This is a genomic window from Streptomyces sp. NBC_00029, assembly GCF_045160505.1.
Classification (GTDB): Bacteria; Actinomycetota; Actinomycetes; order Streptomycetales; family Streptomycetaceae; genus Streptomyces.
This window is the reverse complement of the sequence record NZ_CP108292.1, coordinates 337,593-357,564: the sequence shown is the minus strand read 5'-3', so window position 1 is coordinate 357,564 and position 19,972 is coordinate 337,593. Positions and strand designations below refer to the sequence as shown.

General features: G+C 69.2%; 17 protein-coding genes and 4 pseudogenes. 9 read left to right on the top strand and 12 right to left on the bottom strand.

The annotated features are described in order from the left end of the window. Positions 1–869: 869 nt before the first annotated feature. Positions 870–1,337 (top strand): lamin tail domain-containing protein, encoded by a 468-nt coding sequence (locus OG753_RS01690; RefSeq protein ID WP_405786796.1) that lies wholly within the window; start codon positions 870–872, stop codon positions 1,335–1,337. 348 nt (positions 1,338–1,685) lie between these two features. On the opposite strand, the gene OG753_RS01685 is transcribed toward OG753_RS01690, so the two are convergent. Together OG753_RS01685 and OG753_RS01680 are read right to left on the bottom strand one after the other, a co-directional pair. Beyond that, on the bottom strand, positions 1,686–2,219 hold the full coding sequence (locus OG753_RS01685) for a hypothetical protein (RefSeq protein WP_405786795.1): 534 nt from the start codon (positions 2,217–2,219) through the stop codon (positions 1,686–1,688). 165 nt (positions 2,220–2,384) lie between these two features. After that, positions 2,385–2,993 (bottom strand): DJ-1/PfpI family protein, encoded by a 609-nt coding sequence (locus OG753_RS01680; RefSeq protein WP_405786794.1) that lies wholly within the window; start codon positions 2,991–2,993, stop codon positions 2,385–2,387. Between the two features lie 15 nt (positions 2,994–3,008). Between OG753_RS01680 and OG753_RS01675 the strand changes: the two genes are divergently transcribed. After that, positions 3,009–3,290, top strand: a complete 282-nt coding sequence (locus tag OG753_RS01675; RefSeq protein ID WP_405786793.1) for an RICIN domain-containing protein — start codon at positions 3,009–3,011, stop codon at positions 3,288–3,290. A 571-nt stretch (positions 3,291–3,861) separates the two neighbouring features. Here OG753_RS01675 and OG753_RS01670 read toward each other — a convergent pair. Further along, the gene (locus OG753_RS01670) at positions 3,862–4,554 is read right to left on the bottom strand and encodes a hypothetical protein (protein ID WP_405786792.1); all 693 of its coding nucleotides are present in this window, start codon (positions 4,552–4,554) and stop codon (positions 3,862–3,864) included. A 358-nt stretch (positions 4,555–4,912) separates the two neighbouring features. Here OG753_RS01670 and OG753_RS01665 point away from each other — a divergent pair, with 358 nt between their 5' ends. Next, positions 4,913–5,488: a DUF4232 domain-containing protein gene (locus OG753_RS01665; RefSeq protein ID WP_327260278.1), complete on the top strand. Its 576-nt coding sequence runs from the start codon at positions 4,913–4,915 to the stop codon at positions 5,486–5,488. Positions 5,489–5,832: 344 nt separating this feature from the next. On the opposite strand, the gene OG753_RS01660 is transcribed toward OG753_RS01665, so the two are convergent. The 3 genes and pseudogenes from OG753_RS01660 to OG753_RS01650 all read right to left on the bottom strand — a co-directional run. Next, entirely contained in the window at positions 5,833–6,426 is a 594-nt protein-coding gene (locus OG753_RS01660) for a DUF6461 domain-containing protein (protein ID WP_327260277.1), read from the bottom strand. 309 nt (positions 6,427–6,735) lie between these two features. Beyond that, positions 6,736–7,041, bottom strand: coding sequence for a hypothetical protein (locus OG753_RS01655; RefSeq protein WP_327260276.1), 306 nt, complete (start codon positions 7,039–7,041; stop codon positions 6,736–6,738). 78 nt (positions 7,042–7,119) lie between these two features. After that, positions 7,120–7,218 (bottom strand): annotated as a pseudogene (locus OG753_RS01650) (three-helix bundle dimerization domain-containing protein); the annotation flags it as partial. Between the two features lie 253 nt (positions 7,219–7,471). Between OG753_RS01650 and OG753_RS01645 the strand changes: the two are divergent. The 3 genes from OG753_RS01645 (at position 7,472) to OG753_RS01635 (ending at position 11,448) form a co-directional block, all read left to right on the top strand. Further along, positions 7,472–7,678, top strand: a complete 207-nt coding sequence (locus OG753_RS01645) for a YozE family protein (protein WP_405786791.1) — start codon at positions 7,472–7,474, stop codon at positions 7,676–7,678. A gap of 847 nt (positions 7,679–8,525) precedes the next feature. Further along, entirely contained in the window at positions 8,526–10,148 is a 1,623-nt protein-coding gene (locus tag OG753_RS01640; RefSeq protein ID WP_405786790.1) for an MFS transporter, read from the top strand. Positions 10,149–11,025: 877 nt separating this feature from the next. Then, on the top strand, positions 11,026–11,448 hold the full coding sequence (locus OG753_RS01635) for a hypothetical protein (protein ID WP_405786788.1): 423 nt from the start codon (positions 11,026–11,028) through the stop codon (positions 11,446–11,448). An 80-nt stretch (positions 11,449–11,528) separates the two neighbouring features. Here the strand turns inward: OG753_RS01635 and OG753_RS01630 are convergent, their stop codons facing one another. From OG753_RS01630 to OG753_RS01615, 4 genes and pseudogenes are all read right to left on the bottom strand, one after another. Then, positions 11,529–12,128: an SMI1/KNR4 family protein gene (locus tag OG753_RS01630; RefSeq protein WP_405786787.1), complete on the bottom strand. Its 600-nt coding sequence runs from the start codon at positions 12,126–12,128 to the stop codon at positions 11,529–11,531. Between the two features lie 109 nt (positions 12,129–12,237). Further along, positions 12,238–12,585 (bottom strand): annotated as a pseudogene (locus tag OG753_RS01625) (transposase); the annotation flags it as partial. Positions 12,586–13,012: 427 nt separating this feature from the next. Further along, on the bottom strand, positions 13,013–15,004 hold the full coding sequence (locus OG753_RS01620; protein ID WP_405786786.1) for a calcium-binding protein: 1,992 nt from the start codon (positions 15,002–15,004) through the stop codon (positions 13,013–13,015). Positions 15,005–15,137: 133 nt separating this feature from the next. Beyond that, the gene (locus OG753_RS01615; protein WP_405786785.1) at positions 15,138–15,335 is read right to left on the bottom strand and encodes a Tn3 family transposase; all 198 of its coding nucleotides are present in this window, start codon (positions 15,333–15,335) and stop codon (positions 15,138–15,140) included. Here OG753_RS01615 and OG753_RS01610 point away from each other — a divergent pair. From OG753_RS01610 to istB, 3 genes and pseudogenes are all read left to right on the top strand, one after another. Continuing rightward, positions 15,252–15,806, top strand: a complete 555-nt coding sequence (locus OG753_RS01610) for a Mu transposase domain-containing protein (protein WP_405786784.1) — start codon at positions 15,252–15,254, stop codon at positions 15,804–15,806. The two genes, OG753_RS01615 and OG753_RS01610, sit on opposite strands and share 84 nt — an antisense overlap. An 18-nt stretch (positions 15,807–15,824) precedes the next feature. Continuing rightward, the gene (locus tag OG753_RS01605) at positions 15,825–16,163 is read left to right on the top strand and encodes a hypothetical protein (RefSeq protein WP_405786783.1); all 339 of its coding nucleotides are present in this window, start codon (positions 15,825–15,827) and stop codon (positions 16,161–16,163) included. Positions 16,164–16,175: 12 nt separating this feature from the next. Continuing rightward, positions 16,176–16,984, top strand: a pseudogene (gene istB, locus OG753_RS01600) (IS21-like element helper ATPase IstB). A 41-nt stretch (positions 16,985–17,025) separates the two neighbouring features. On the opposite strand, the gene OG753_RS01595 reads toward istB, so the two are convergent. Both OG753_RS01595 and OG753_RS01590 read right to left on the bottom strand, forming a co-directional pair. After that, positions 17,026–17,388, bottom strand: coding sequence for a hypothetical protein (locus OG753_RS01595; RefSeq protein ID WP_405786782.1), 363 nt, complete (start codon positions 17,386–17,388; stop codon positions 17,026–17,028). A gap of 261 nt (positions 17,389–17,649) precedes the next feature. Beyond that, positions 17,650–17,799 (bottom strand): annotated as a pseudogene (locus OG753_RS01590) (DEAD/DEAH box helicase family protein); the annotation flags it as partial. Positions 17,800–19,972 lie beyond the last annotated feature (2,173 nt).

Genomic DNA, 19,972 nt, shown 5'->3' with positions numbered 1-19,972 from the left:
CCACCACCAGGACGAGCAGGACCGGCTGTGCGACATCGCGGCCGGCTGCGGCGGGGGACACCGTCGCCTCCCCCCGTAGCGCCTTCTCGCATGGAGGGCCAGCCGTCGCACCCCGCTCGCCGTGGTGATGGTGGCGTCCTAGCGTGGAGTCGCCCAGGACCGTGGACCCGGCCGGGGCCTCCTGCCCGGCCGTCCAGTACGGATTGCGCGTCGCCGGCAGGGCTCTGTGGTCGTGGCAGGCCGCACAGCCGCACACACAGCACCGGTGCCCGCACCGGTGGTGGGACGGAGACAGATGACGCAGTCGTCGTGGAGTGAGTATCGGCCGGGGCAGCAGTTCCCGGGGGTGATCGGGCGGACGACCGAGGAGTCGAGTCCGGCGTCCAAGGCCCTGCTGCTCCTCCTGACCGCACAGGACAGATGAAAGCACCCACCAGGCACCGGGCCTACGCGGCTCCGGGCGAGCGGTGCTAGGCCTGCTGCAGGGCGAGAAGCGTGTGTGAATTGCGGACTTGAGTGCGAAGAATTCTGCAGAACGGCTGTTACTTGATCGACTGGTCCGGCTGGGTGAGGCGATGAAGGAGTGCGCCTGGTGGTGCGCCGGAGCGTGCCGCCCCTGACGTCCGGTTCGCCGGGCGGGTGGGTGTAGCGGTCAGTGAATGTCAGGGGCACGCTCCGTCGGAATGTGTGCATCCGGCAGGCGACTGTGACGGATATGTCCGTGTCTGGTAACCGGCGTCGGCGGGGGCTGCCGTGGGGGTCGTGTCGGGTCGAGAGTGTGGCCCTCGGCTCATCCGGGCCGATCTCGACAAGTGCCTCTGCCACCCTGTTTCGGCTGGTGGGGCACTGTTCTTGAGGGAGCGCCACCTATGTCTTCTGCTTCTTCCTCCGTACGCCGTATCGCCGCCACCGTCCTGGCGGCCGGCGCCGTCGTCGGTGCTGCCGCACTGCCGGCAGCCGCACACGACGGGGACCGTCACCACCAGCGGCCGCGGGTGGAGATCAGCCGCGTCCAGGCCGACAGCCCCGGACGCGAGGACCGCTCGAACCGCTCCCTGAACAGCGAGTGGGTGGAGATCACGAACACCACCCGCAACCCGATCAGCCTCCGCGGCTGGACGCTGCGCGACAGCGACGGCAACCGCTACCGCTTCGACAACATCCGCATCGGCGGCCGTAACACCATCCGTATCCACACCGGTAACGGCCGCGATACCCGCACCGACCTCTTCCAGGACCGCCGCGACTACGTCTGGGACAACCGCTCCGACACCGCCACCCTGCGCGACGACCGCGGCCGCACCATCGACACCGAAACCTGGGGCCGCCGCCGCTAGCACCGTGACCGCAGGCCCCGCACGATGTCGGGGTCCTGCGTGACATGACCGCACGGGCCGTCGCCCCCTCGGGCGACGGCCCGCACTGCTGCGTGCAAGGGGCGGCATCTAAGCGGGGTGTCAGTGGGGGCGGTGACGATGGGGAGACGAGCGCCGGTATCGCGCCCGACGGCCCGCACGCGGGTCTCGGCGGGTTGTGCGAGGACATCCGGGGCGCCCTCGCAGGGTGGGTTCCCGGGATGCTCGGCGTCCACGTTCACCGGTCGGTGTCCGGGCCGGCCGAAGTGGCTCAGCTGGTTGGCGCGGTCGCGGGCGCCGCCGAGATCACGGTGCTCCCCGGCGACGGTTTCACCGCGTGCGCCGAGCTGCACACGGCGGCCGCCAGATCCTCCACGGCTGCGGCGGGGCGGGCGGCGACGGATGTGCGTGCGGAGCTTGCTGCCGTTCGCGCGGGTTGCAGGCGTGCGGCGGTTGCTCTCGGTCTGCGTGTTCCCGTCGTCTTCTGACCGGGCGGCGGGCCTGAACTTCGGTGCCGTCGATCCGCAGCGTGACCCCTTCTGCCTCGGCGAAGGCGAATACGTCCTCCAATGTGCGAAGGCGCACCCCAAAACGGTCCGGGACTGCGAACCCGCGTGAAGCCAGCAGGCGACGGATCTCCCGCACGGCTCGGCCGATCGTGAGATGGCTCGTCCGGTACAGCTCGGCCAGCGCCTGATGAGGCAGTTGGAACCGCAGCACGACCAGCGTCACTATGACCCGGTCGACAAACACGAGATCATGGTCTGGGCCGGCGCCTGCCGCACGCAGGAGGTCGTGGCCTCGGCGTTCGGACAGCGCACTGTCCCGCAGCGTCGACCACGGACCGGCCAGCCCGTCGATCAAATCGGCCAGGTGGCCGCGCGGGCCCAACCAGGTGCAAGCAGCCGGTCATGATCGCGCAACCCTGTGACAGCCCCACAGCCCCACAGCCCCACAGCCCCACAGCCTCAACGCGCCTTCGCTCTCGTCGCTGTAGTTGCCAGTGAGCCAAAGGGCTGCACACGGGTGTCAGCTCAGTGCGACCTCGCCTGCGTGGAGGGCACCCATCACGCGCCCGACAGTCTCATGGACTTCGCCGACCGGAGCCGCGTAGCCGATAGCGCTGCGCGCGGCATCCTCCCCGAGCGTCCGGGTGATCACCCACGCGGCAAGATACTGCGATGCCAGGCAGCCGCCTGCCGTAGCGATGTTCCCCTCCGCATGGAACGGTGTGTCCAGCACAGTGACATCGCAGGCCTCGACATAGGGCCGGCTCGTCATATCCGTACTGGCCGGCATCCCAGCCAGCAACCCGAGTCGTGCAAGTACCAGCGCGCCGGAGCACTGAGAACCGATCAGCTGCCGCGACGGCTCGAGCCGCAGCATGGCGAGCAGACGGTCATCGGCGACCACGTCGCGCGTCTTCACCCCGCTGCCGATCAGCACAACATCAGCCTCGGTGACGAACTCCATCGGACGCTGCCCGGTCACCTCGACTCCGTTCATCGACGTGATCACGGGCACAGGTGTGGTGATGAAGGCCTCCAGGCCGTCTTTGCGACACCGGTTGATCAACGCTGAGGCGATGAAACTGTCAAGCTCGTTGAACCCGTCGAAGGTGACCACGGCTACCTGCATCGCAACTCCCTGAGTATGACGTCCGGGCATGAAGCCTTCCGAAGGCACCAAGCCCGGGTCACGGGCCAATCGGCGGCTGGTGGCATACCTGCCACAGCTCTCACAGTCCAAGACCTCCAGCACCGACCTCATCGGGCGGCTTCCGGCGATGACCCGTACACGGCAGCGCTGCACAACCAGATCTCCGGGAAGTTCCTGGAGATCGCGGACCGGAGCACGGCCAATGGTGCGCCGGCCCGCCAGTGGACGTGCACAGGCGGAGCGAACCGGAGCTGGTTCTCACCCGCGGACTGCTGACGCTGCGACAGAGCCCGCCGGGCGGACCCGGCAGCCTGCGCTTCATCCTGGCGGTCCCATGGAGGCGGTCCCCGTGGCACGCTGCTTTCCGACGCGAGCATCGCGGTGAAGCGCGCTGCAGGGTCGTATGGTCCTTCAGGAGTCGAACTCGAGGGTCTGTTCGCAGGGCCCGAGACCGACGACCGCGCTGACCGGGCAGCGGGGGAGTCCTACCCGTAGGTTCTGCACTCAATCGCGAACCGGTAGCGCCATCACGGGGGCTCCGGATACGACGCGCCCGCACACAGACACTTGTGTCAGCCTCGCCACCGCGCGGGGCTGACGCAGGACCGCAGGTTTGGATGGCCGGGCCACGCCGCGTCGGGCACTGCTTGATCAGGCCGGGCCGCCGGCGCGCTGTGCGACGACGGCCTGTCTGCCGAAGCGGTTGCTACCCTGAGGGGCAGTGCCATCGCAGTCGAGTGGGCTTTGATCGCGGCAGCTGCTTGGCTCAGGCGCCGCCGTTCGGTGGCGGGCACGGCTACGGCGATGCAGGAGGGCCGGCCGGGCCAGGGCTCACCGGGCTACGGCATCAGGTCGTCAGCGTGGCCGTGGCGAGGCCCCCCTCAAGGATCCGGCCTCGGGGAAGGGCGAGGTCGAACAAGCGGCCCAGGATTCCCAGCAGTGTGCGCCGCATCTGCTCGTCATCCTCTTCGCCTGTGTAGCCTTCTCGGCCGGCAACAGGCAGGCCGGCCTCCTCCATGGCCACAGTCACCCGCGTCGCCACCGTCGGGTCCCCGTCGATACCGTCGTATCCCCATGACCCGTCCAGGTGCAGATTGAACGAACAGGCAAGAACCTTGTCGTGGTAGTACTCGAAGAACGGCGGCACGGGTTTGCCGTTGTCCTCCTCGAACTTCACCTGGAAGACGTGCGCGCCGCCCGCCGAGACCCGAGCCAGCTCGTCGAACTCGCCCCACCAGGCGCCGTACATGACCGCGAACGACAGGCCTGCGTGCTCGCCGTACCGCAAGTGCACGTCTTCGTCATCGAAGAGGTCAGGGTTTGCGACCTCCTCGGCGGTGTGCTCGCCAGAGGCCTGGCGGACAACGGCGGGCACCTCCTCGAAGGCCGTCGCCGCGAGCCGCTCCACCAGCTCGCCTGGGGTCACTCCTCGGGCCATCACCACGTTGTAGCCGCCAAAACGAATCCAGCGGGGCGCCGCGAGCCAGGCAATCCCGGTATCGGGTCCGAGGGGACCAGTGTCCTGCGTTCGATGAGTCATTCGGACATGATCCAGGACGCCACCGACAACCCGGCGCAGCGGCTTCCCCGCTGCCGGACCCCTCCCAGCGGGCGAGCCGCCCGGGGCGGCGTCAGCCGCCTTCCAGCGAGGCGTAGCGGCGCTCGCGGTCGATGGCGAGACGGCGACGGCGTTGGCGCACTCGCCGATGTCGGCATCCACTGGACATGAGCCGGGACCCGCGGACGGCTGCCCTCGTTCGACGAACGACGCCTTTCGGAACACTCATGCAGCTTTGGCCAGTGGAAACACCCTCCAGGCTCCACCGGCCGGCAACCAGCGACATCGAGATGCCGAACCACCAACAAAGACCCGGAGAGTTGGGACATAGGGTCGAGGGATGCGTGGACAGGGGCGGACGAAGCAGATCGGTGCGGTGGCGGTGGCGGGCGCCCTGACGCTGGCGTGGGTGCTGGTGGGGTGCGACTCGGTCATGGAGGCGATCGGGGAATCACTGCCGACGGGTAGGGCGGAGCCCTGCCCGGAGGGCGGGGTGCGGCTGGCCGAGGGTGAGGGGAACGCGGCGATGGGGCTGCGGGTGGCCGACTTCCAGCTGGTCAACTGCGGTTCGGCGGCGTACCTGCTGGAGGGCTACCCGGAGATCCGGTTGCTGGACGGGGAGGACCGGCCCCTCCAGGTGGACATCGGGCACGGGACGAACGGCGTGACCTCGTCCGCCGCCGACGAGGACGCGCCGCCGCGGCGGGTGACCCTCCAGCCGGGCCAGGCCGCCACGACGGGCCTACTGTGGCGCAACCTGGTCACCGACTCGTCCGTGCCCGCCGTCGAGGGGCGGGTGCTGGAGCTCGTCCCCAAGCCGGGCGCGCCCCGGCTGACGCTGCGGCTGAGCGCGCCCGTGGACCTGGGCGACACCGGCAAGCTGGGGCTGAGCGCCTGGTCGGCGCTCGCGCGCTGACCAGGCGGCCGGGACTCAGGTTCCGGTTACCTCGACGTGCAGCGGGCCGGGTGTTTTTTGTTCGGCCCGGGCGAGAACGGCGTGGGCCAGTTCCGGGTGGCACGGGTCGACTTGGAGCATCAGGCTGTCCGGTAGCTCCAGCCAGTCCCATGCAGGGTTCGGTCGCCTGTGGTCCAGACCGTCGTCGGGCATTCGTTGGCGCGGTCGAGAGACAGGCACCAATAGGAGGCCACCGCCTGCCCTTCGCCTACCAACGGCCGCGCCGTCCGACCCCGCCCTTCATCGTGCCCCGCTGACCGGCACCCAACAGACATCACCGGCTGGCCTCGAACGGTGGCTGTCACTCAGTGGATGAGGAAGGCGGGCAGGCGTCCCATTACTGCGTTGCGGGGCAGGGCGAGACCGAATCGGCTCTCTATGAGAGCCAGCGTGTGGCGGTCGCGGTCACGGTAGGACTCGCCTTCCGGCCGTGCGTACTCACCACGCGGATCCACCACACCGGCCGCTATCAGCTGAGGCAGCAGAAGGTCCGGCTGCTCACCCCATCGCCAGACTTCTTCGCCGATTCCGAAACTGCAGATGTCCGCGCCGTCCCTGGCGTAGGAGAACATCGCCGGCGGATGGTCCGGGGAGGGGTCCAGGTGCACGGCCTCCACTCCGTTCCGGGAGATCTCGGCCAGCCTCCGGCTCCCGTCGCCCATCCCGTACTCAACGGCGAAGGACCAGCCGCCGCACGCACCGACCCGCACCACATCATCGTCGTCCGTCGCCAGGTCCAGGACTATGCCCCAGGCCTCTGTTTCGGTGATCGGTGACATGACGGATCCCGGCGCGCCACCCATCCGTACGGCCAGTTCCTCCGGGTCGATGCCCCGCGCGAAGACCACGCCGTGCTGCCACTCGTCCTGATCCACGAGCCACTGAATACCGTCACCCATGACGTCTGCCCCCTCTCATGGGCAGGACCCGCCGTCCGTGCCCACCGAAGTAATCACCCTAGTCAGCGGAACCGACAGGGCCGCGTACGTAGGGACTGAGCACCTGGGCGACCGACCTCCGCCGGCACGCAAGGGGGCGAGGACGTTCACGCGGCGTCCGTGGGACAGCTGTCCGTCGTCTACGTGGCCAACCGGCTCACGCGGAAGCTGTCCGTCCTGGGCCGTCTGGCTCGGCTGAGGCAGAGCAGCAAGGCGGCAACGGCTTCATGACGGGCGCCCGCCCGCCGGCCTTGCGGCCTGTCGTATGGATCAGGAAGTGGTGCTGCGGTGGGCGCGGAGCCGGCGGACGCCCCTTACGGCGTAACCGGCGGTCAGGAGCGCGAAGCCGGTGGCGGCGAGCCAGAACCAGGATTCCGCGGCTGTGAGGCTCAGGAACAGGCCGCCGATGAGGAGCAGCGTGGCGGCGGTCTCCAGCAGTTCGAGGCGCGCCCGGGAGCGCAGCGCGGGGTCGGGTCCCCGGAGTCGGCGGACGATGGGGACGAGGCCAAGGGCTTGTAGGACGGCCAGACCGAGAGCGATCCAGACGTACCAGTCGGGTATGTCCACGGCGCGCATTGTACTGCCCTGCCCGCGACCAAGATCCGAATGGAGGGCAGAAGGCGCCTGCGCACCAAGGATGGTTGCGCGGCGAGGTCAGCTGCGGCGCTCCGTCTGCTCGTCGGGCGGCAGGAGGTCTTTGGCTCTGCGTTCCATCAGGACCGGCAGGTAGGTCCGCACGCGCGCGTACCTGACCTCTCTTCGTACGCCGTCTGTACCGAGCTGTGCACCAGCCCCGCGCCAGCTGAGGGTGCGCCTTCATGCGCCCGTACCGGTGGGCAGCGGCGACGGAGTAGTTTCGGGAGTGGACGGCTGCATGGTGCTGCCCAGGCGGCTGAACGGCCGCCGCGGTCTTCACCGTGCCTGTCGGCGGCGGGCGCAAGGCGGTCTCACGGGGCCTCGGATGCGTAGGCCGGGGCTGGTGGTCACTGATGGCAGGGATGGGTCGATGGACGGGTTCACCGTCTGGCTGTTGCGGCATGTGACCGACCGGGACGCCCTCGGCGAGCTCGCCAGGAGGGCTGCAGCCGATCCGGACTGGCCTGAGGAACCGGACCGGCTGAAGACGTTCACCGAGCACGTGGAAGGTGGCCATGCCACACCGGCCGCACTGCAGGACCTCACGGACGCCTGGGTCCGTTACGCCTCCCGCTGAGCCCTTTCAGCGTGCCCCGCACATCATGTGGCGGGCTGCTGCCGTCGGGTCCGTTGCCCGGGGGCCGGCGGTCTGAGCGCCGGTGCCGGGGGTTCGCCGGACGGCCCCGGGGTCCCCGGCCGGGGAGGAGGCCGGGGTGCGGGTGTCCGGGTGCCGTACGGATCCGGGCGGCAGCCCGTCGTGCGGACGGGCCTGCCCCGTGACGCCAGGGGGAGGGGCGTCACGGGGGCGGGGCCCGCTCCGGAAGCACAACCCCCACGGTGTGCGCTTCCGACACCAGCGCGTGTGACCCGCACCCTCGTCCTCAAACGCCCTTCCTCTCAGCAGTTCTGAGAGGACGTCACGCCCTGCTGCTCTCGGGGTCGCGCGCGGAGCCGCTTCATTGCTGTTCAGCGCGTGAGAGCGGGCTGCGGATGCCATGTCGTCGGGGCCGCTGCACGCTGGAGTGTTTGGCGGACCGGACGGAGATCGTGATCCGTCCCGTGTCGCCGCGGGGCGGGCGCAAGGCCACCGTGCGCGCCCTCGGGGTGGACACGGACCTCGGCAGGGCGTTCACGCCCGGGGATGTGTCGGAGTTTCTGCGCCGGGCCGGAGGGGGCCGGGGTCGGGCCGCGGGCGGCCTCCGCCCACCGGCAGCAGGAGCCAAGCCCGCCTGCCCGAGGGTTCAGCCACTGATCTCCACCATCGTCATGAAGAACGCGGTCCAGGACAGACCGCTGCCCGAGGAGCCTCGGCGGGGCGGGCGGACCGCGTCAGCGACGGTGGGCGTGTCATCCCAATGGGGCGATGTGCGGCACGGCGGATCAGGCAAGACTCTCGCCGAGACCAACTTCGCCCCGGAGGTTCCATGTCGAAAAGCGTCGCGCCTCGCATCGACGTTCCGCGTGAGGCCCCGGCGCGGGCATCGCTCGTTCTGGCGTCCCTGATCATCGTTGCCGCGGTGGCCAACTTGAACCTGTCGGTGGCCAACGTGGCGCTGCCCGCGATCGGGAAGGCCTTCGACTCCTCCCAGACCTCGCTGAACCTGATCGCCGTGGGGTACTCCCTCGGTCTGGCCGCATCCGTGCTCTATCTGGGTGCGGTCGGCGACCGTCACGGGCGCAAGCTGCTGCTGCTCCTCGGCATCGCTCTGTCCGTCCCCGCGTGCCTGCTCGCCGCGTACGCGCCGAACGACACCGTCCTCGTGGCAGCCCGGATCCTCGGCGGGCTCTCAGCCGGCATGGCCTACCCGACCACCCTGGCGCTGATCACCGCCCTGTGGGCGGGGCCGGAGCGGACGAAGTCGATCGCGCTGTGGTCGGCCCTGGGCGGCGGCATCTCCCTGCTCGGGCCGGTGATCGCGGGCGCGCTGCTCGAACGCTTCTACTGGGGGTCGGTGTTCCTGGTCACCCTGCCCCTCGCCGTGGTCGCGCTGGTCATGGCCCTGCTGTTCGTCCCCGCACACGCCAACGAGTCAGCCGAACCGGTGGACAACCTCGGCGGCATCCTGTCCGTCCTCCTGATCGCGGGACTGGTGCTGGCGATCAATTTCGCCGCCGTCCCCGGCCAAGGGGCACTGGTCGTCGGCCTCGTCGTGATCGCCCTGGCTGCCGGAGCCGCGTTCTTCTGGCGCCAGCGCCGGGCTCCCAACCCGTTGTACGACCTCCACATCGCCGGCCGGCGCACGTTCTGGGTCGCCGCATGCGCGGGAATCATCGTGTACGGCTCCATGATGGGGTCGGCGTTCATCAGCCAGCAGTACCTGCAGAACGTGCTCGCGTACAACCCCGTCGAAGCCGGCGCCGCCATCCTCCCCCTCGTCGTGATGATCGTGCTCGTGGCACCACGGTCCGCGAAGCTGGTCGAGACACGCGGCGCCCGCACGACCCTGCTGATCGGTTACACGTTCCTCTTCCTCGCCTTCGCATGGATGCTGCTGTTCTGGGGCGAGGACAGCAGCTACTGGCAGATCGGCTTCGCCTACGTGCTCATCGGAATCGGCGCCGGCTTCGCAGGGACGCCCGCATCCCACTCGCTGACCGGATCGGTGCCCGTGCGACGGGCCGGCATGGCCTCAGGCACCGCCGACCTGCAACGGGACCTCGGCGGGGCCGTCATGCAGTCCATCATGGGCGTGCTCCTCACCGCTGGCTACGCCTCGGCCTTCAGCGCGGCGATCGCCGCTTCCCCCGAGAGCAACGACGTGTCGGACCAGGTCCAGAGCGAGCTGACGAAGTCGTTCGCCTCCGCCGGGCAGGTCGCCCAGCAGCACCCCCAGTACACCGACCAGATCGTCGCGGCAGCACGTCAGTCGTTCCTCCACGGCGACGACTGGGCGTACACCGTCGGCCTGGCCGCGATCGCCCTGGGTGCGCTGCTGATCTTCTTCATGTTCCCGCACCGGGACGCCGAGCGGGAACTCCTACGGCGCTACTACACCGAGGACTCCGTCTCCGCCGCCACCGGGAGGCCGAGCGGCCCGGGAGCCTGAGAGGTCAACTGGTCGGCCGGTCGCCGACCGTGTCGTGCGCGTCCTTGCCCCATGGCCGTCGAAAGCAGGTCCGAGGACCGGATTGACGCGGGCGAGGATGCGGGCGTGGCCTGCTTGCCCGGCCGGGCCGCCGCCCGCAGAGTCGGGATGCAGCACCGCAGCACCGCCGCCCGACTCTGCGGTCGTGCTGCCGCCCGAACTGGGCCGGCTCATAGAGGAGCAGATCCGGCACCCTGCGCGCGTCTCGATGCTGGAGCAACTGCCTGGAGACGGACCGCACTACCTCTGGCCGGGCCGACCTGTCGGTCGCCCGATCGGCGGAGGGCGGGCGCACACGCGTTTGATGCGGCACGGCCTGCCGAGCTTGAGCGCGCGGAACACTGCCATGATCGAGTCTGTGGCGGAACTGCCCCCGATCGTCGTCAGTGATCTCCTCGGCATCGACCCGGGCACGGCGCACCAGTGGGCTCGGTTCGCGCAGGACAGTTGGGCGGACTACCTTGCCGCCTGCCAGAAGACCCGAGAGTGTTCGGCGGGCCGACCACGTCCTGGCCTTGTGCGCCAAAGGGGCAGCTGTCGACGCCGCCGCGGCCGACCCGTGGGGCTTTGGTCGGTGGGACCCCGACGACCGAAGACGAAGATGTTCGGATCGCGCCGCCGGCCGCCTGTCCGTCATCTACTTCGCCAGCCGTGTACTCCGGCGCCTGTCGGTCCTGGGCATTGTCCGGCTCGGCTAGAACGTGTCTCTTGGGTGGGCTGAGCTGTTGATCGGATGTGTCTGTCCGATTGGTCTGCAGCCCCCCAACTGGGCCAGCCTCCGCGGCGCGGCGGGCCTCGCGTAGGGTCGCTGAATCCTTACCGATCAGGGGAGTTGGCGATGGTGCACACATTACGACGGGGCGCCCGCGCGGCACTGGCGGCGGTGGCGGGAGCCGCGCTGCTGGTGGGCTGCACGGAGGAACCACAGAAGCGGGTCATGCCCGGCCCGACGTCCACGGCCACGGCCGCTCCCCAGGACGCCGTGGCCCTGGCCGAGCGCTACCGGGCGGCTGGCGGGGACCCGGACGTGTACGGGATCCAGGTCGAGGACGGACCGGAAGGCGTGCCCCGGGTGGTCATCCGGACCCGCAACGCGGATCAGGCGGACGCGATCTTCCGCCGGCAGAACACCTCGGTCACCGCTCACCTGACGACGAAGGAGGGGGCGTCATTCAAGAAGGGCTACTTTATCGACGTCTTCGGTCCCGACGGCGGACTCATCCACCGCATGGACGCTCGCCCCGAGAGCGTGTCTGATTGATCGGTGGGCAGTTAGAGATCGTCTCGTTTGGCCTGCCGTGCTATCCGATGGATGCCTCGTGGTTGTCGTGGCGGGCAGAGTTACATGCCGCGGACTGGCCCGAACCATGGCTCCGGACGTTCTTCGGGAGTCATAGGTAGCCTGCGCAGCTGTACCGGACCGGGGTAGAAGGCGGAGCTGTTGGGGCCGGCCATGTCTTCGCCGATGAGGTAGCTGTAGAGCCATTCGGCGAAGCTCATGTCGTACCTCGCCCAGCCGCCCTCGCCGTCGTCGATCAGGAGCCACGGGGCGTTGCTGTCCGCCTCGACGAGGAAGAGGGTTTCGCCCCGGTCCGTACTCGCGATCGGCCACAGCCCGTCGCGGGTGCCGAAGCTCAATTCCGCGAGCCCACACAGCAGGCACGGGTCCTCATCCGGATCGAGGTCCTCCCAGGGCACCTCAGACCAGGCGCGAGCCGTTTCCCGTATCCATTGGCCAAGGTTCCAGAGTTCGGTCGCGGGGTGGTGCAGGTACAGGTGGCCGTTGAGCTGGAGGGGAGCGTACGCGTCCACGAGGATCTGGTAGTCGGACGGCAGCCGGAGTTCGAGTTCTGCGTGGAGCCGGTCCCAGGCGGCCGGCTCCGCGTAGTGGTTCTGGGCTGGACCGAGCATCGCCACGACTGCGGTCAGGTGGTCGGTCAAGGCGTCCCTCACTGTGTACAAGCCCGCCCTGGAGTCAGGGGGCGCAAGCAGCCCCCGGGCGACGCGTCTGGTGACGGCACGCATCATCCCAGCTCGGGAGTCTCTCCGATCAGGCTGCCAACCTGCGGTAGCAGGTCGGGGCCGCGGCTATGCCTGCGAACGCCAGGATGTGCTCAGCCTTGCGCTCGTAGCGACGATGTAGACGCTGACACCCAGATAGCCAGGTCACCGTCCGCTCCACAGTCCAACGGTGGCGGCCAAGGCGCTGGGAAGACTCGACGCCCCTGCGGGCGATGCGTGGTGTGATGTTGCGGGAGCGGAGCCAAGTGCGCAGCCGGTCGAAGTCGTAGCCCTTGTCACCGTGCAGTTCGGCAGGCCGACGGCGGCGCGGCCCGCGGCTGGACCGGATGGGCCGGATGCCCCGCACCAAGGGTTCCAGGCCCTGGCTGTCGTGTGTGTAAGGAAGCCCAAAGCCCCTGAAAATCAGGGGTTTTGGCGGAGACGAGACGGCGTCCGGACCGGGCGCCGCGCGCTTCCGCACGGCGCCCGGGCCGGACTCAACTCATCATCCGCGCCGGTCGTGGGTGCCGGACGGGCCGTCAGTCTGAGCTCTGGCCGAGGCTAGATGCGCTTCAGGTATCCGTCCTTGAAGCCGTCCTGGTCCGCCCACACACGCTGACGGCACGACCAGGCGGGACAGCCGGGCCGCGAGCTGCGCGAGACTCCGGGGCGTCGGGGTGGGGTGGCTTCGGGGAGCCGTCCTGCGGTGTGTGGGCCCTCGCCTCTTGACACGTCATGGCCTGCAGGCCCGGCGGGGCCGCGCCCCGGCGCCGGCCGGGGTTTCGCCCGGCCGGCGCCGGTGGGGATGCGCGGCTGGCCATCCGTCAGGGGCAGCTGCTGCGGGTGTCGCCGGTGTCGGTGGTGCAGGTGTCGAAGCCGGAGCCGCCGTTGGCGGTGTCGTTGGCGCTCACGCCGTCGGTGGTGGTCAGGCGGTCGTTGCCGTAGTAGCCGGTGAGGACGTCGTTGCCGCGGTCGCCGTTCATGGTGTCGTCACCGAAGCCGCCGTCGAGGTTGTCGTTGCCCGGGCCGCCGTAGACGGTGTCGTTGCCGAAGCCCGCACGCACGGTGTCGTTGCCGGAGAGCGCGCAGATGACGTCGTTGCCGTAGCCACCGGTGAGGGTGTCGGTGCCGGACGTGCCGACGATCGTGCAGCCCCGGGCGTTGTTGACCGAGGTGGTGGCGGTGGCGCTGTTGTTGCCGGTGTTCGGGTCCTGAGGGGAGCCCGTCACGGACGCGGTGTCCCGCAGGGTGCCGGTCGTGCGCGGTTCGGCGGTCACGGTGACCGTGGCGCTCGCGCCGGGGGCCAGGCTGCCCAGGGCGCAGGTCGCGCCCGTCGCGGTGGTGGTGCAGGTGCCCTGGGAGGGCACGGCCGAGATCAGGGTGCCGCCGGCTCCGGAGAGGGAGTCGGTCAGGGAGACGCCCGTCGCGGTCGCCGTGGAGGAGGCCGCGTTGGTCACCCGGACCGTGTACGTCGCCTGGTCGCCGATGCTCACCGTCGTCGTACCGGACTTGGTGACGGACAGGTCCGCCGACTGCGGCGGGGGCGTGGTGCCGCCACCGCCGAGGTAGCGGGCCACGCCGCGGTCGGCGGCGAGGCTGTTGGCCTGGCCGATGACCCCGCCGGCGACGATCTTCCCGTCGGGCTGCAGGGCCACTTGGGAGGCCTGCTCGGAGGGGCCGCCGAAGTCGGTCGTCAGCCGGCCGTCGCCGTCGAAGGAGGTGTCCGCGGCGCCGTTGGTGTTGTACCGGGCCAGCGCCCAGTCGCCCGCGTACCGGCCCGCGACGACGATCCGGCCGTCGGACTGCAGGGCGACGTCCGCGGCGTCGGCGATGTCCGGTCCGAAGGTGGTGGTGACCCGGCCGGCGCTGCCGAACGTCGGGTCCACGGCGCCTCCGGCGGTGAATCGCGCCAGCCCGAAGACGTTGTCGTCGCCGGTCGCGACGACGATCCGGCCGTCGGACTGCAGGGCCACGCCCCGGGCCCTGGACCCGAAGCCGGGGGTCGCCCGGCCGTCGCCGTCGAAGGTGGGGTCGAGGCTGCCGTCGGTGTTGTAGCGGGCGAGCGTGACACCGCCGGGGCCGGCCCCGGCGACGACGACCCGGCCGTCGGGCTGGAGGGCCAGGTCGGCGGCCGAGGCGAAGGTTCCGCCCGGGAAGGTGGTGACGGCCTTGCCGTCGCCGTCGAAGGTCGGGTCCAGGGAGCCGTTGGCGTCCCAGCGGACCACGACCCAGCTCGCGAAGCTCTGGCCGGCCGCCACGATGCGGCCGTCGGGCTGCACGGCCACGGTCATGGCGGTCTCGATCGCATCCGGGTCGATGTCGGTGACCGCCCTGCCGCCGGTGCCGAAGGTCGTGTCGAGGCTGCCGTCGGGGTTGTAGCGGGCGGCCACCCAGTCGCCGTAGCCGGCGATCGAGGTGGACCCGCCGACCGCGATGATCTTGCCGTCGGGTTGCAGGGCCAGGGCCCTGGCCTCGTCGTTGTTGAAGTCGAAGTCGGTGTTGACGATGCCGTCGCCGCCGAAGGTCGTGTCCAGGCTGCCGTCGGCGTTGTAGCGCACCAGCACGAAGTCGCCGCTGGTCTCGTCGAAGTAGCCGTCGCCCACCGTGATGATCTTGCCGTCGGGCTGGACGGCCATGCCCGAGACGTTCTCGTAGCCGGTCACATCCGTGACGACCTTGCCGTCGCCGCTGAAGGCGGGGTCCAGATCGCCGGGAGCGGCCGTGGCCGCCGTGGGCAGTCCGAGTACGAGCGCCAGGGCGGCGGCGCCGGCGGCGCCGCCGCGCCGGGCCCGGCGCCGTGGGGAGTGCTGGGGCATGCGCGAACCACTTCCGTCCGTCGGTTCCTTGGGTGCCCCAGCTTTCTGGGACACCGGGTCGGGACGGGGACGCGGCAGGCCGGGGCTGCGCCCACTGGACCGCTGTGTTCCACCCTCAGGAGTGACGGACCGGTCATCCGCCCCGGTACGGGCCGCCGTCAGCCGTAGCGGCCGGCGAACCAGGCGGCCGCGCCCGCGTGCGCAACGGGAACGCCAAGAGGCCGGGGGAGAGCATGCGGATCAGGTCGTGGCCGCGGACCTCGCCAAGTGTCAGGGAGCCGGCCACCCGCAGCATGTCGCCCCAGTGCGCGCGGATGCGGTCCAGGCGCACGGTGTGCCGGGAGATGTCCTGCAGCGGCCCGTAGTCCGCCGAGGCGTGGGTGCGTCACAGGCGGGCGTCGGAGATGATCGGCGGATCCGGTCGCGGCACCGCACGATCGGCGAGTACTTCACGGCCGAGCGGCCGCTGCTGGGCTCGTTGCCGGACGAGCCGTTCGAGACGGGCCGGCTCTTCACCCTGCGGGTCGACCGCTACAGCCAGATCTGCGTCCGGACCAACCGCTACTCGGTGCCGGTGCGGCTGATCGGCCGGACGGTCCGCGCGATGCTGCATGCCTCCGAGCTGGTCGTTCATGACGGCCGCGAGGAAGTCGCCCGGCATGAACGGCTGATCGCCAAGGGCGGCTGCCGCCTTGACCTGGACCACTACCTGGAGGCACTCGTGCGCAAGCCTGGCGCCCTGCCGGGAGCGACCGCGCTCGATCAGGCCCGGTCCGCGGGCAGATTCACCCCGCTCCAATGACACCTGGTGGGCGCGGCCGTGAGGGCTCACGGAGAACGTGACGGCACCCGCGCGCTGATTGAGGTCCTTCTTCTCGGCCACCACCTTCCCCACGAACACCTGGTCTCCGGCCTCGCGGCGGCCCTGAAGACGGGCGCGCTGACCGCGGACGCCGTCGCACTTGAAGCCCGCAAGGCCGCGGAGGAGGACTGCCATGCCCAGGAGGAACCCGTTCCGCCTGCAGCTGGCCGGTCGAATGTGACGTCCCTGGCCTCACGCCGCCTGGCTCACCTGCTGCCCGACAAGCGACCGCTTCCCTCGGTCGCCCACTACGACCAACTCCTGCGACTGCGCCGGCCGGAACACCCCACCACCTGAAGGAGAACGGCTGTGACCTTCCCCCGCCAGCGAGGACTCACCGAGCAAGCCGCTACTGCCGCGGTCGACCAGGCATGCAGGATGCTCCGGCTGCCCGCCATCCGGTCCCGGTTCCCCGAGGTCGCCGCGACAGCCGAACGCGAGCAGATGTCCTACCTCGGGTTCCTCTCCGAGCTCCTCCTGGCAGAGTGCGACGACCGGGACCGCCGCCGCTCCGAACGCCGCATCAAGGCCGCGGGATTCCCTCGCGAAAAGTCCCTCCGAATGTTCGACTTCGACGCCAACCCCAACATCGACGCAGCCATGATCCACACCCTCGCCACGTGCGAATGGATCAAGAAGAGCCTGCCGCTCTGCCTGATCGGTGACTCCGGCACCGGCAAGTCCCGCCTGCTGATCGCGCTGGGCACCGAAGCCGCGATGGCCGGCTACCGGGTCAAGTACGTGCTGGCGACGAAGCTGGTCAACGAGCTCGTCGAGGCCGCCGATGAGAAGTAGCTGACCAAGACCATCGTCCGCTACGGCCGCGTCGATCTTTTGTGCATCGACGAGCTCGGCTACATGGAACTGGACCGCCGCGGCGCCGAACTCCTCTTCCAGGTTTTGACCGAGCGGGAGGAAAAGAACAGCGTCGCGACCGCCTCGAACAGTCGTTCTCTGGTTGGACCAAGACGTTCAGTGACCCGTTCAGTGACCCACGGCTCTGTGCTGCCATCGTTGACCGCCTTACCTTCGGCGGCAACATCATCGAGACCGGAACCGACTCCTATCGCCTCGCCGCCACCCGCGCCCGCACGGAGCAGCAAGCCGCTGCTGGCTGATCGCCGAGGTGGGGCCGTTCGCTGGTGCCAGCCCTCCAGCTCTAGCCAAGGTTCCCAAAGGCGCGCGGCACCCACTGATCGAGCTGGGTGCCGAAGGCCGTTGCTGATGTGATGTCGAACGCTGGTATCGGTCCGCCGTCGTCGAGGCCGTCGAAGTAGTCGACGTCAGCCCAGCCGCCCCGGAACAGCACGACAGACAGCCCAGCGTCCCCCGGTCCGGAGATGAGCACGCCGACGGAGTGGGGATCATGCACGAGGGTTCTGGCAGTCTCAAGCTGCTGAGGCCACGGCGCAGTTTCGTCCAGCCACGTCACTTGCCCAACCTTGAGACCGGCCGCCAGCCATCGCACAGCCCGCTCAGCGATTACTGCGGCTGCCTGATCAAGATCGATGACGCGCTCCATGAGCGGATCATGCCCCACTCCGACGGACCGTTCCACTCACTTCCACACGCCCCTGGTCGGGCCGCACACCACCGAGCCGACTCCGGTGCTCTCAATTCTCAGAAGCCGTATCTCAACCGATCATGGAACGTGCGGGTCGAACAGGGTTCCTGATGGGGTGATCTTCCGGCGGTACGGCATGAAGGCAGGGCCGGTGGCTCGGGGATGCGAATCTGACCGACCAATACCAGGAGGCCGTGTTGTCACATGTGTACGCGGTTACGCCGCCGCGATGACGGTCTTCCCCGTTCCGCAGGCGGCGTGGACTTGGCCTCGCAGGCCCTCGACCGGAATACCGTGGAGCGGGATATTGAGGCCGCGCACGATGGCGGTGACGGCCTCGACCTGATGGTCACGCAGCTTCAGACCCATTCCCGTATTCTCCGTCACTCGTCCTGGGCTGACGGGAAATTTGAGAGCGGTCAGGGAGCGACAGCCCGGCCGGGTCCACACCAAGGCGTCCGCGGTGACGCCTGCGGGGCTGTCCCCCGGCAGGGTAACGAGGTGCGTGGGACACGGTCAGGGGAGGAGGAGCGGCCCTGTGTCGGGGCGGTGACGCCGTCCCGTCCGGCGTCAGTGAACCCGGTCTCCGGTTTCACCGATCGCAGCCAGGACGGCTGCGGACGAGGCGCTCGGCGCGAGACCGGCCGGGCGGTCCGCCGCATGTCCCGGCAGCCAGAGGGCCAGGGTGATCGATACGGCTTCACGCCGCCTGCGGCCTGCCCGGCGGGTTATGGGGGACACGGTTTCAGGACGCCTCGCGAGGGGGCGTGACCGGGTGGCGCTGACGCTTGTTCGTGGCGAAGCCCAGGAGCAGGCAGCCGGTGAGGGCGGTTATCACCTTGTCCAAGCGGCAAAACGATGCGCTCGCCGCCGGCGGCGGGTGGGCTGCAGCCGCCCTGGGTGGAATCAAGAACCTAGGCCCGTACGGCCGGGTGGCATACTACGTTTTCGTTGCATACGGAGTTATGGCTTGGTGGGCCAGCCGGTACGGCCGGTGCCTCCGAGTCACAGTCCACTACTATGGCGGCTGGAACTACCCGAGCTTTGCGACCTGCGCAGGAAGGTGAATGAGGCGTGAAAAACCCCTTGGGGAACGACGGCATTCTGACTCGCATAATTCCCTGGATTTCGATCGCTATCGCAACCGTCCTGGCGGCCGCAACGTTCTCGGGCAACTCCTCCGTCACAGTCAAGACGCTGGCAACGATTGCAGCGGCGGCGATCATTACTCGCTGCACCTACTTGATCATGGATAGGAAGAGGCCGGCTCGACGAGGCTGAGCAAACACTCGCCAAGCTATTGACCTCATTTTTCATGACGGCCCCGTCGATATTTGACGGGCCGTTTCGGGTTCTTTACGGTGACTTTCCCGGTTCTACCCGCTGCCCTGTCGTTGCCGCCCGACAAGTGCGGGTGCCGTTACCCAAACATGCTTCCACAAGGGCGGGCTTCCAGCCGCGGAAGAGATGGTTCAGTACGCGAAGTATTTGTCCGCAAAATTACCCCTCTCGATCGGCCGATTTGATCGTATTCGGTGGTGAACACCAAGCTGAATGGCGCCGTGTGCGTGCACTTCCAAGCGGCTGACGGCAAGTACTACAAGCAGTGCGTGAAGGCCAACTCGACTGGATGGGACCCCTCACGAAAGCCGTGGCCTAGTGGCTGTTGTCGTTCCGATCTTGAGGGGTGTTGGTCTCGTTCGGGTGATCACGGCGGTTGCCGGGCATGAGAACAGGGCCTTTTGGTAGCTCGGTAGATGTTCTACGCCAACGAGTGTTCCAGGAGGCGTTCACGACCGGAAAGACAACAGCCACTCAGAGTGCCCTGCCATGAACCGCTCTTGGAAGCCACCGACAAACGGTCTCCGGTCTCACCTACGCGGCCATACCGATCACTTCCCGTGAGATGTGCTCGCTGACCGGTGGCCCGGGAGCCCGCTCCCGGACCCTCTCCCAGCGTCCGTCCCGATCACTCGGGACGCACCCGGGCGAAACGGATGGCGCCCGGCTCCCGGCCGGGCACGGACGGTGCGGTGACCGGGGCCTGCATGGGTACACGTCTCCTGGAGACGGTGGAGCGCAGCGTTCAGGCGGTGTGTGATGGCGACGACGCGGCCATCCGCACTCTGCCGGTCGGGCCGTCCGCGGTCGCGGGCCCTCTGAGCGCGAGCGGCCGCGCTGCGGCCTGAGTAGGCATCCGTGATGCTTGTTTCCGCAGTTCGGCGCGGGATGCGGCGTGTGGGGCAGGGCGTCCTGTTCCGGGATCACGTCAGCGACGCGCTGCTGCCGAACACCTCCGTCGGGCCGGAACTGACCATCGACATCGAGGGCCGAGCGGACGCTTCCTCGTCTACAGCCCCGCCGGGCTGCCCATGCAGGAACCACCCCACCGTCCCATCCGGCCCCATACAGCCGCGCTCATCCTGCCGGCCGGCCCGGGATCCGCGATCCGCGATCCGCGATCCAGCTTCAGCTCGTGGAGTGCTGGCACGTCCCAATGCGCCTGCTGGCAAACGTGCTCGCCTTGGAGAAGGACCTGGGG

Bases quoted from the DNA above. Each gene is read 5' to 3' on its own strand.
- OG753_RS01690 (WP_405786796.1), top strand. From the start codon at position 870: ATGTCTTCTGCTTCTTCCTCCGTACGCCGTATCGCCGCCACCGTCCTG.
- OG753_RS01680 (WP_405786794.1), bottom strand. From the start codon at position 2,993: ATGCAGGTAGCCGTGGTCACCTTCGACGGGTTCAACGAGCTTGACAGT.
- OG753_RS01675 (WP_405786793.1), top strand. From the start codon at position 3,009: ATGACGTCCGGGCATGAAGCCTTCCGAAGGCACCAAGCCCGGGTCACG.
- OG753_RS01670 (WP_405786792.1), bottom strand. From the start codon at position 4,554: ATGACTCATCGAACGCAGGACACTGGTCCCCTCGGACCCGATACCGGG.
- OG753_RS01665 (WP_327260278.1), top strand. From the start codon at position 4,913: ATGCGTGGACAGGGGCGGACGAAGCAGATCGGTGCGGTGGCGGTGGCG.
- OG753_RS01660 (WP_327260277.1), bottom strand. From the start codon at position 6,426: ATGGGTGACGGTATTCAGTGGCTCGTGGATCAGGACGAGTGGCAGCAC.
- OG753_RS01655 (WP_327260276.1), bottom strand. From the start codon at position 7,041: ATGCGCGCCGTGGACATACCCGACTGGTACGTCTGGATCGCTCTCGGT.
- OG753_RS01645 (WP_405786791.1), top strand. From the start codon at position 7,472: ATGGACGGGTTCACCGTCTGGCTGTTGCGGCATGTGACCGACCGGGAC.
- OG753_RS01640 (WP_405786790.1), top strand. From the start codon at position 8,526: ATGTCGAAAAGCGTCGCGCCTCGCATCGACGTTCCGCGTGAGGCCCCG.
- OG753_RS01635 (WP_405786788.1), top strand. From the start codon at position 11,026: ATGGTGCACACATTACGACGGGGCGCCCGCGCGGCACTGGCGGCGGTG.
- OG753_RS01620 (WP_405786786.1), bottom strand. From the start codon at position 15,004: ATGCCCCAGCACTCCCCACGGCGCCGGGCCCGGCGCGGCGGCGCCGCC.
- OG753_RS01595 (WP_405786782.1), bottom strand. From the start codon at position 17,388: ATGGAGCGCGTCATCGATCTTGATCAGGCAGCCGCAGTAATCGCTGAG.